Origin of the sequence: Natronobeatus ordinarius, assembly GCF_024362485.1 — an archaeon.
Lineage (GTDB): Archaea > Halobacteriota > Halobacteria > Halobacteriales > Natrialbaceae > Natronobeatus > Natronobeatus ordinarius.
The window spans coordinates 4,064,292-4,075,090 of the sequence record NZ_CP101456.1 but is presented as its reverse complement, the minus strand read 5'-3'; the positions used below and the strand labels follow the sequence as shown (position 1 = coordinate 4,075,090).

Annotated in this window: 10 protein-coding genes; 1 reads left to right on the top strand and 9 read right to left on the bottom strand. The window is 60.4% G+C overall.

The features are described from left to right. Window positions 1-54: 54 nt before the first annotated feature. Window positions 55-597 (top strand): hypothetical protein, encoded by a 543-nt coding sequence (locus NMQ09_RS20455; protein WP_255192413.1) that lies wholly within the window; start codon window positions 55-57, stop codon window positions 595-597. A gap of 215 nt (window positions 598-812) precedes the next feature. Here the strand turns inward: NMQ09_RS20455 and NMQ09_RS20450 are convergent, their stop codons facing one another. The 9 genes from NMQ09_RS20450 to NMQ09_RS20410 all read right to left on the bottom strand — a co-directional run bounded on the left by NMQ09_RS20450 (window position 813) and on the right by NMQ09_RS20410 (window position 10,448). Further along, window positions 813-1,748, bottom strand: coding sequence for a glycosyltransferase family 4 protein (locus NMQ09_RS20450; protein WP_255192412.1), 936 nt, complete (start codon window positions 1,746-1,748; stop codon window positions 813-815). A 108-nt stretch (window positions 1,749-1,856) separates the two neighbouring features. Beyond that, window positions 1,857-2,954, bottom strand: coding sequence for a non-hydrolyzing UDP-N-acetylglucosamine 2-epimerase (wecB, locus tag NMQ09_RS20445; protein WP_255192411.1), 1,098 nt, complete (start codon window positions 2,952-2,954; stop codon window positions 1,857-1,859). Beyond that, the gene (locus tag NMQ09_RS20440; protein ID WP_255192410.1) at window positions 2,951-3,997 is read right to left on the bottom strand and encodes a DUF354 domain-containing protein; all 1,047 of its coding nucleotides are present in this window, start codon (window positions 3,995-3,997) and stop codon (window positions 2,951-2,953) included. The genes wecB and NMQ09_RS20440 overlap by 4 nt, the downstream gene beginning before the upstream one ends. A 30-nt stretch (window positions 3,998-4,027) precedes the next feature. Further along, a complete protein-coding gene (locus NMQ09_RS20435) occupies window positions 4,028-5,086 on the bottom strand; it encodes a glycosyltransferase family 2 protein (RefSeq protein ID WP_255192409.1) in 1,059 nt (352 codons plus the stop codon). Continuing rightward, entirely contained in the window at window positions 5,086-6,417 is a 1,332-nt protein-coding gene (locus NMQ09_RS20430; protein WP_255192408.1) for a nucleotide sugar dehydrogenase, read from the bottom strand. Before NMQ09_RS20430 ends, NMQ09_RS20435 begins: the two co-directional genes overlap by 1 nt. Then, window positions 6,410-7,801: a nucleotide sugar dehydrogenase gene (locus NMQ09_RS20425; protein WP_255192407.1), complete on the bottom strand. Its 1,392-nt coding sequence runs from the start codon at window positions 7,799-7,801 to the stop codon at window positions 6,410-6,412. The genes NMQ09_RS20430 and NMQ09_RS20425 overlap by 8 nt, the downstream gene beginning before the upstream one ends. Continuing rightward, window positions 7,794-8,786 (bottom strand): Gfo/Idh/MocA family protein, encoded by a 993-nt coding sequence (locus NMQ09_RS20420; RefSeq protein ID WP_255192406.1) that lies wholly within the window; start codon window positions 8,784-8,786, stop codon window positions 7,794-7,796. The genes NMQ09_RS20425 and NMQ09_RS20420 overlap by 8 nt, the downstream gene beginning before the upstream one ends. Next, window positions 8,776-9,855: a DegT/DnrJ/EryC1/StrS family aminotransferase gene (locus NMQ09_RS20415; RefSeq protein WP_255192405.1), complete on the bottom strand. Its 1,080-nt coding sequence runs from the start codon at window positions 9,853-9,855 to the stop codon at window positions 8,776-8,778. The genes NMQ09_RS20420 and NMQ09_RS20415 overlap by 11 nt, the downstream gene beginning before the upstream one ends. Then, window positions 9,855-10,448 (bottom strand): acyltransferase, encoded by a 594-nt coding sequence (locus tag NMQ09_RS20410; RefSeq protein ID WP_255192404.1) that lies wholly within the window; start codon window positions 10,446-10,448, stop codon window positions 9,855-9,857. Before NMQ09_RS20410 ends, NMQ09_RS20415 begins: the two co-directional genes overlap by 1 nt. Window positions 10,449-10,799: the final 351 nt, after the last annotated feature.

The window sequence follows — 10,799 nt, the reverse complement described above, 5'->3', positions numbered from 1 at the left end:
TTCACCTCAATGAGCGCGATGTATGCATTTGTACGGATGTTCTTACTTGGTAACATGGGAATTACTGCTTCATATTTCCCTGCTGTATTTGCAGCCGCATACTTATATAATAAACATTTTCATTACGATAGAAGGTTGTTCTCAAGTAAGTTTGTGAAAATCCACCAGAACTGGGCAATCATAGTCACTATAATCCTTTTATGTACCTCTTTAGTCCCACATGGGATTGATGAGACCAGGTCTGATAATGAACAAATCGAATATCACCAATTAAAATCTCCTGCCGAATGGCAAGCCCAATACTCTGAACAAACAGTAGTCACAGATGAATTTACATCTAATGTTTTCAATATACACACATCAAAACTTGAAGGAGATCATATCCGTGCAAAAAGGATGACTGCTGATCATGCGTTGTCGATAACGGGGTTTAAAAATGATGACGTCGATAGCAGTATTATTATAAACCATAATAGGGAATCAATGTCTTTGGCGTCATATAGGATTATCAAGTCATGGCGACACTGGCCAATAGATGATCAAAAAGGACTGAACAAAGTATATTCAAAAGACACTATTGAAGTCTATCAGTCATAGCCACTACTATATGGCGATATTTTAATATATTTCAACAATGCAACAGTTATGTGACCTTAGCACTATAAAGAGATGACTGGTAAAATTGTATTATAATGGTGATGAAATTGGCACTTCACAAAGCCGCTTAGTTAGCACGTCTACTGCTGTGAATGTGCATAGCAGACAGCAGCAAGAAGACAGTGAAAATGTGATAAATTTATGACTCATCTAATCTATTCGAGAGCGTGCTTGTACACATCCAAAATTTGCTCACCCATCTGGTCTATGCTGAGATCACGGATATGTTCTCTCCCGTTAGATCGTTCATTTCGCTCGAGCACTTCACAAAGCGCTGCAACGAGCTCGTCTTCAGTCGTACATACGAACGATGGTTCCACCTCGCATAGCCGTTCTTGAACGTCACCAACGTCGGTAGCAACGACGGGGAGATTACATGCCATCGCCTCTTTGACCGAGTTGGGAGAGCCTTCCCGGTGAGACGTTAACAGAAGTGCATCGGCGGCGTTCATGTACGTCGAGACATCGTCGTGGTCAACCCCATACACCGTCTGTAAACAGACTTTTTCGGGTAATTCTTCGTCGACTCGCTCTACGACGCGTTCGGCCAACGGGTAGTTCTTCACTGGTCTCGAGGGCGGATACGGGAACAGCACGTGCTTTTTCGATGGGTCCCATCCAACTGAGCGTGGCGCGTCGAGCTGAGGGTGTGGTTTGAATTGCTCCATGTCGATCCCCGCCGGGATCACGTGTGCGTCTCTTCCTAACTCACGACACATCTCCTCGTTTCTGACTATCACTTCGTCACAGAATTGAGCGCACCGTTTCGTCACCGACCCATACTTTCCAGCTAAATCGGATCCCCAGAGTGTGAGGACGATCGGGCGGTGCGGTTGAGCAAGAGCAAATGGCGCTGTTTTTCCGTTGTTAGCATGAACGAGATCGTACTCTTTAAACGCTTTTCGGATAGGTCTAGAAAACAATGGAAGATAGTCCACATACGACCTCGAGATCTGTTGTTGTTCTTCGTGATCTTCAGTCTGTTTTCGTGGATTCACATGGTCTATGTTGATACCTCTCGATTCTAATTCAACAGTCTGATTTACGTAGAACGGAGCGTACCGATTTGTGACAAGTGATAAGACGTTCATTCTCTAACTTAGTTACTCAGCATGATTCTATTACAGACACCATCCCTGCCATGGCAACACATCTGAAGATCGGCGTTAGGTGGGCAACATAATATGAACTCGGAGTCGTCACGCATCCTCGAGACCCCCTACTGTCGTCTCCGCTATATATTCGACGAGCACTTCCACGATCCGTTCGGCGGCAGTTCCGTCGCCGTACGGCGTTGGTTTCTCCTCGAGATAGCGGTTCACGCGAAGCTCTTTCTCGATTCGGTCTCGATCCGCGCCCACGAGTACGTTCCAGCCGCTGTCGACCGTCTCGAGCCACTCCGTCTCCTCACGCATCGTCACACAGGGGGTGTCGAGATAGAACGCCTCCTTCTGAACGCCACCGGAGTCGGTCGCAACTCGCTCCGAACCGTCGAGCAGCCGGACGAAATCCAGGTAGCCGACCGGGTCGATCACCTCGAGTGCCGCCGTCGCTCGCTCCCACAGTCCGTACTCCTGAAGCCGGTTCTCGGTCCGGGGATGAATCGGGAGCACGACCGGAAGCGGCGCGTTCGAGAGGGCGTCGATGATCGCCTCGAGTCGGTCGGGGTCGTCGGTGTTGCCCGCCCGGTGGACCGTCGAGAGGATGAACCCACCGTCCTCGACACCGACGCGACCGAGCACGTCCGACTCGCGCTGTGCGACGTCTCGGGCCCAGAGGATCGCATCGTACATCACGTCACCGACGACGTGGACGCCCTCGGTGATCCCTTCTCCCTCGAGCGTGTCGGCGGCCGACTCACTCGGCGGGAACAGTAGATCCGAGGCGTGGTCGGTCAGCACGCGGTTGATCTCCTCGGGCATCTCCCGGTTGTAGCTCCGCAACCCGGCCTCGACGTGGGCGACGAGCGGCTCGATCTTCGAGGCCGCGATTGCACCCGCGAGCGTCGAGTTCGTGTCGCCGTAGAGGAGCACGATGTCGGGGGTTTCGGCCTCGATGATCTCCTCGAGTCCCTCGAGCATCGCAGCCGTCTGTCGGCCGTGACTGTCGGAGCCGACGCCGAGGTTGTACTCTGGCTCCGGAATCCCGAGCTCCTCGAAGAACACTCCGGAGAGCTCCTCGTCGTAGTGCTGGCCGGTGTGAACGAGCACTTCCTCGTGCTCTTCACGGAGGACGCGGGAGACGGCGAACGCCTTGACGAACTGTGGGCGAGCACCAACGACCGTGACGACCTTCATGCAGCTGCACCCCCAAGCTCGAAGATTTGCTCGAGCATGTACTCCGTGACGTCGATCTTGTCGTCGATGAGTCGCTCCCGTTTCTCCTGCCAGCTGTCCTTTACGTTCGGATCGGCGAGCAGTTCGCGGATGATTTCGATCGTCTCGTTCTCGTCGGACCGTGAGTAGAGTAACCCGTACTCTTCTTCCAGTTCGACGAAGTTGCTCATGTCGCCATCGCCGGCAAACGAGTTGGATCGCACGGCTGGGGTGCCGAGGATCGCCGCCTCGGTGGCCATCGTTTGTGAATCACCCGCGTACAGATCCGCGTAGTAGAGCAGATCGTGCATTCGCTCTGGTGGGATCGGGAGGCGGTAGGCTTCGAATTCCGTAGGGAGGGGACTCTCACTGGTGATGTACACGTCGCCGTGCTCGGACAAGAGGGAAACGAGTTCCCGTTTTGCGTCACGAGAGAACCCGCTATGGCCGACATCGTGGTGTGCTCCCCACGAGACGAAGCGAAGTACCGAGTACTGATTATCCAGCTCTACCCCGTTCTCTCGTAGTGCGTCCGGGTTGGGATCGAATCGATCTGGATGAAGATATGCGAGTTCGTGGTAGCCGTCGTAGCGCTCTTGCTTTTTACCGATATCTGCGTCGAAGTTTGCAGGAGTACAAATTCGATCCGCAAATGGATGAGCGAGCTTCGACTGGAGATGTGCCGGCTCACTGTCGTTGAACACAATTTTGGGGCAGCCAACGATTTTGGCAGCGTGGGCTGCTGGTGGGCTGGCAACACTCAGAACGATATCAGGGTCATATGACCGAGCTATTTTAATAGTATGATACTCGCGCTTTGTCCATTCAGTGATGAGAGAGAATTTCCTCGAACCCATCGCTGATAATGGGTTATGTTTTATTTCGTACCCGTTTAACAGAGCGATTGTAATCTCCTTATCTCTCGACAGCACGCATGTATCGTGTCCCTCTGATTTGAGTTCGGATATTGCGTGCTTGAACAAGTGGACGTGAGCAGGATGTCCAATGTCAAATAATACCTTCATGAACCACTAATGTATTTAATTATGACTATTTCACTCACGGAGCTGCACCTCTTTACTTTCATTCACCTGCATGTCGAACAGCATCGCGAACATCACGAACATGCTCCCGACGCTGAACAGCAACAGACTCGAGCTCGCCCGGACGAACAACGAATCCCCGAGCATGAACTTCGCGTACAGCGACCATCCGCCGCCCAGGATCCCGAGTGCTGCCAGTGCAGCCCCGAAGAGGTAAAACAGCGCCAGCGGATGGAAGTCGAGCACGAGATATTTTACCTTCAGCCGCCAGAGGAAGTTCCGAAGCAACATCCACGACACCTTCCGGATGTAGGTCCGGTACCTGATCGAGGATTCCTCGTCGCCGTACACCGCCGGCATCGCGACGTCGGCGACGCGCATCCCCTTGGCGTTCAGTTTTACGAGCAGGTCGTTACAGTAGCCGTAGTACTCGTACATCGACGCGATGCCGACGTTCTCCAGCGCGTAATGGGAGATCGCCGTGTAGCCGTTCTGGGGGTCCATCGTCTTCCAGTAGCCGCTGGCGATCTTCGTCAGGAAGGTGAGGATCGAGTTGCCGAAAAAGCGGAACTTCGGCATCGCGGATCGGTACTCCTTGTACAGCAACCGGTTCCCTTTCGCGTAATCGGCCTCGCCTCCGACGATTGGATCGAGAAGCCGCGTCATCTGAGTCAGATCCATCTGGCCGTCGCCGTCGACCGTGACAGTCACGTCGGTCTCGTCCTCAAGCGCCGCCAGATAGCCGGTTTTGATCGCGCCGCCAGCACCGAGGTTTTCGCGGTGCTGGATCGGGGCCACCCGACCGACGGGCTCGTGAACAGTCGCCCGTTCGGTTAGCAACGAGCCGCCCCCGTCCGCCAGAACGGTTTCGTCGTCGTACTCGAGGGGGAGCTCCGACTCGGCGTCCTCGCCCGCCGCCTCGAGGATCTCGTCCCAGGTGCCGTCGGTCGAACAGTCGTCGATGACGTACATCACGTCGACGTAGGCGGGCATCTCGCGGATGACGTCGCCGACGAAGCCCTCCTCGTTGTAGGCGGGGATGACGACACCGATCGTGTGATCTCGATACATCAGATTCTCCGATACTCGAAGCCGTACTCGGTCAGCTCTGTCTCGTCCATCGCCGCATCCACGTCGAGGAAGAACGGCCGCTCGTCCATCTCGATCGCCGCCGACTTGTAGTCGATCCCGAGGAACCGATCGTGGGGCGTCGCGAGCACGATCCCGTCGACGTCCTCGAACGTGAGTTGCTCGAGGATCTCGATGCCGAACTCCTCGCGCATGACGTCGTCATCGGCGTGGGGGTCGAAGCCGACGACGTCGACGCCGTACTCCTCGAGGTAGTCGATCGTGCCGTCGACCGCCGACGTCCGGACGTCGCCGACGCCGGGTTTGTACGCCAGCCCGAGCACGAGCACCGTACTCTCCTTCGGAACCTGCCCACAGTCGTTCATCGCCTTCAGCGCAAGTTCGCCGACGTGTTTGGGCATGTACTCGTTGACCTCGCGGGCCTGCTGGACCAGCTTCGGTGAGTAGCCGTTGCGTTCGGACTGGTAGACCATGAAGAACGGATCGACGGGAATGCAGTGGCCGCCGACGAGCCCGGGCCGATAGTCGTGAAAGTTCCACTTCGTGCCGGCGGCCTCGAGGACGGCCCGGCCGTCGACGCCCAGATTCTCGGCGGCGATGGCGAGTTCGTTGACCAGCGCGATGTTCAGATCCCGCTGGGTGTTCTCGACGACTTTGGCCATCTCGGCGACCTCGATCGCGGGCGCCCGGTGGACCCCCGCGTCGACGATCCCCTCGTACAGCGACGCCACCTCCTCGAGGGTCTCCTCGTTCTGCCCGCTGACGATCTTCACGACGTTCCGCAGGCCGTGCTCCTCGTCGCCCGGCACCATCCGTTCTGGCGAGTAGCCGACGAAGAACTCCTCGCCGTAGGTGAGCCCTGAGGCCTCCTCCACGGCGGGGGCGAAGATCTCTCGGGTCGCGCCCGGGTAGACGGTCGACTCGAGGACGACGGTCGTTCCCGCTTCGATGTGGCGGCCGATCGTCTTCCCGGCGGACTGGACGTAGTCCAGGTTGGGGTTTTTCATCTCGTCGACCGGCGTCGGCACCGCCACGAGGACGAAATCCGCCTCGCCGATCGCCGCCTCGTCGGTCGTGAACGCGATGCTCGAGTCGGCGATCTCCGCGTCGCCGACGTCGCCGGTGGGGTCGATTCCGCGTCGCAGCTGTTCGATTCGCCCGTCGTCGATGTCGAAGCCGACGACGTCGTGGCCGATCCGGTCGAACTCGTAGGCCAGCGGCAGCCCGACGTAGCCGAGTCCGACGACGCAGACCACGTCGGTCAGTCTGGACCGTCTCGCCTGTGATTGTCTCGTGCGCTCTGGTTCACTCATCGTATCCCCTCCCGATCGTGTACACCCGAGCCCCCACAGCGTCCGCCTCGAGCGCCTGTCGTCCATCGATCACGATGGAGAGACTATCACTGTTGCGATGAACGTCTTCCCAGTTGATATCGAGGAACTCCTCGTGGGGCGTCACGAGCACGATGGCGTCTGCCTCGAGCTCGAGTGCCGCCTCCAGGTCGACCTGCTCGAGGGCGAATTCCTCGACGGAATCCAGCATCGGATCGACGCCGTACACCGTCGCCCCGAGTGACGACAGCTCCTCCGAGATCGGAATCGACGGCGTGGCGCGGATCTCCTCGACGCCGGGGCGATAGGTCAGCCCCAGCACGACGACGGTGGACTCCGCGACCGACTTTCCGTCGGCTTCGAGTCCTTCCTGGACCTTCTCGACGGTGAACGCGGGCATCGAGTCGTTGACTGCACGTGCGGTCTCGAGCAGCGACGAGTCGGCCTCGAACGGCTCGATCATGAAGTACGGGTAGTACGGGATGCAGTGACCCCCGACGCCGGGGCCGGGCGTGTGAATATCACAGAACGGCTGGGTGTTCGCCACGTCGATCGCCTCGGTGACGTCGATCCCCAGCTCGTCGGTAAAGCGCGCCAGCTCGTTCGCGAGCGCGATGTTGACGTCGCGGTACAGCCCCTCGAACACCTTCACCGACTCCGCGGTCGTCGCGTCCGAGACCGGGAGCACGCCCTTGGCGTTGAGCTCCTCGTAGATGAGCGTCGCCGCGCGCGTGCTCTCGTCGTCGACGCCGCCGACGACCTTCGGGTAGGCCCCGCGGATGTCCTCGAGCGCGCGACCCGACGACGTCCGTTCGGGACAGAACGCCAGGCCGAACTCGCCGCGTTCGAGTCCCGAGGCGTCCTCGAGGGCGGGCAACACCCGCCGTTCGGTCGTCTGCGGCGGCACCGTACACTCGATACAGACCAGATCGCCTTCCTCGAGGCCCGCCCCGATCTCCTCGACGACGGCGTCGAGAATCGCCAGATCGGGCTCCTTGTCGTCCGTGATCGGCGTCGGGACGATCACCACGTGGACCGCCGCCGCCGACGCCGCCTCCCGGGGCTCGGTCGTCGCCGACAGCGCCCCCGCCGAGACCAGCTCGAAGACGAGGTCCTCGAGGCCGGGTTCGCGTTTGACGTGTGAGCCGCCGTCCTCGATCGTCTCGACGACCGCGGGGTCGATATCCGCGCCGATGACGTTGCGCGAGACGTCGGCGAACACCGCTGCCAGCGGCAGCCCCATCTTTCCGAGGCCGTAGACGGCGACGGGCACCTCGCCCGCGAGGAACGACGCCCGCTGGACGGCGTCGTCGGCCTCGGCGCCGTACAGCGAGTCGACGGCCTCCGCCGACGCTGGTTCAGTCATCGGCGGCCACCGTCCGCGGTGCAACGTCGCTCTCGAGGGCGTCCGCTTCGATCTCGAGGGCCACCGACAGCGCGTCGATGCCGTCCTGGACGGTCACCTCGGGGACGCCGTTTCGATCGACGGTCCGCACGAACGACTCGAGTTCACACCGCAGCGGTTCGTCGTTCGCCACCCGTGGTTTCTCGACGATGCTTTCGTGTTTGAACCGGACGTCGCCGTTGCGCTCGACGTACTCCGGGATCGAGTTGCGGTGGATCTCGATCGACTGGTCGATGTAGTCGAGTTCGACGAAACACTCCTCGGCCGTGATCTCGAGGGTGCGCACTTTGCGCTGGGTCTTTCGACTCGCCGTCAGCGACGCCATCACCCCCGAGTCGAACTCGAGCAGCGCCGAGGCGTGTCTGTTCTCGTCGACGCCGACGCTCTTGACCGAACTCGGGACCGAATCGAGCAGCGAGCAGACGACGTCGATATCGTGGATCATCAGGTCGAGCACGGCGCTGTCGTCGATCTCGCGACCCGGCGGTGGGCCGAGGCGCTGGGCGCGGATGCTGACGATCGAGAGCTCATCGACGATCTCGGCGAGCGCCGTCACCGCCGGATTGAAGCGCTCGATGTGGCCGATCTGGACGGGAACGTCCGCGAGTCGAACCCGCGAGAGCAGGTCGTCCGCGCGCTCGAGGTCGCCGAGCACCGGCTTTTCGATGAACGTCCCGACGTTGGCGTCGAGACACTGCATCGCCATATCGTAGTGGTACTGCGTCGGGACGACGACCGAGACAGCGTCGACGGCCCCGAGCAGCGCGTCGAGGTCCATCGCCTCGACGCCGTGTTTGGCCGCCACGGTCTGGGCCTGGTCGTCGTCGACGTCGAAGACGCCGACGAGGTTCGCGTTCGGTAGTTCGCTATACACCCGTGCGTGATGTCGTCCCATCGAGCCGACGCCGATGACGCCGACGTCGATCGAATCATCCTCAGTTATCATAGTCGTTGAGTACCTCCACAATGTGGTCGATCTCCGTTCCCGAGACGTTCGGATGAACGGGCAGCGAGAGTACCTCCTCGGCGGCCGTCTCCGCGTTCGGCGCCGAACAGTCGACGCCGTCGTAGGCGGGCTGGTCGTGAATGCACGTCGGGTAGTAGACGCCCGCGCCGACGTCGTTGGCCTCGAGGTGTGAGAGCAGGCCGTCCCGATCCGCCGTCCGGATCGTGTACTGGTGGTAGACGTGCGTCGTGCCGTCGGGCTCGACGGGCGTCGTGATACCGTCGGCCGAGATGCCCTCGGTGAGCCGGGCCGCGTTCGCCCGGCGGGCCTCGATGAAGTTGGGCAAGCGCTCGAGCTGGACGCGCCCGATCGCTGCCCCGATCGACGTCAGCCGGAAGTTGTGCCCGACCGTCTCGTGGGCGTAGGTGCCCGAGCCGCCCCGGCCGTGGTTGACGAAGCGCTCGAGGCGGTCGGTGACGTCGGCCCGGTCGGTGACGACCATGCCGCCTTCGCCCGTCGTCATGTTCTTCGTCGGATAGAACGAGAAGCAGCCGGCGTCGCCGACACTGCCGACACGGTCGCCGTGATAAACGGCGCCGTGGGCCTGGGCGGCGTCCTCGAGCAGCGCCACGTCGAGCTCCTCGGCGAGGTCGACGAACGCCTCGAGGTCGGCCGGCAGGCCGTAGAGGTGGACGACGACGATCGCGTCGATCGACTCCTCTTTGGCAACCGCCCGCGCCGCGTCGGGATCGAGGTTGTACGTCGTTGGATCGATATCGGCGAAGACGGGCTCGGCGCCGGCCAGCCGGATCGCGTTGGCCGTCGCGATAAAGGAAAATGGCGTCGTCAGTACCCGGTCCCCCTCGCCGATGCCGAGGGCGACGAGGGCGGCGTGCAGCGCCGTGGTCCCGTTCGACGTCGCGACGCCGTGGGCGGCGCCACAGTAGTCGGCGAACGCGGCCTCGAACGACCGGACCTCCGGCCCGTCGGCGAGCATGCCGCTCTCTAAAACGTCTTCGACCGCCCGTTGCTCCGCCGCACCGAGTTCGGGATCTGCAATCGGAATCATTAGATGTCGTTCGAACCTCGAAGTGGCTCCGGCAATGGGTTGTGGCGCGCGGGAGCACCCACGGCCAGCGTCTCCTCCGGGACGTCTTCGGTGACGACCGCCCCGGCGGCGACGAACGACCCTCGGCCGACGGTCACGCCGGGCAGGACGGTCGCGTTCGCGCCGATCGAGACGTGCTCTTCGAGCGTCGGGCCGACCAGCTCGACGTCACGACGGATCGGGTACGGATCGTTCGTCAACACGGCGTGGGGGCCGAGGAAGACGTGGTCCCCGATCGTCGTCTCCGACGGGACGTAGACGCCCGTCTGGAGGCTCACGTTCGAGCCGATCGTCGTCCGCCCGTCGATCACCGTCTTCGTTCCGACGAGGACGTCGTCACCGATCTCGGTCAACTCACGAACCAGTGCGAAGTGGCCCGTCGAAAACCGTGCGCCAGCAGCGACGTCGTCGTAGATGATCGTTCCCGCCCTGATCGTCGACTCGTCTCCGATCGTGGGGGGCTTCGACTCGTTACTGTACGAGTGTCCAACCGTTGCAGTGTCGTCGACCGTACTGTCTTCACCCACCACGGCCGCAGTCCTCTTCTCACACATCCGTCTGAACCACCGTACTCCGCCACATACAATCAAAGATGAATCTACATCGAAGGCACATATAGGTAACGGCTTGCTGTCAACTCGCCGTCGCCGTGGCTATTTTCGCCCCGAATCTCGAGAGCTCACGCTCGAGTGCGTCACGAGCGCACCCCCCGAAAAACGCCTGGAGACGCCCGGGGGCGATGACCATTGCTCACACGGCCCCTTCCGGGACGCCTCCCCCAGCCGAGGCGGCGCGGTCGCCGGACGGTCTTCTCGGAATCACTGTCATAAACGGAAATGTTTACGCGTATATGGCTGTAATTTCGGCGCGTCTGACGGACGAATGCGCACTCGAACTGGACACCT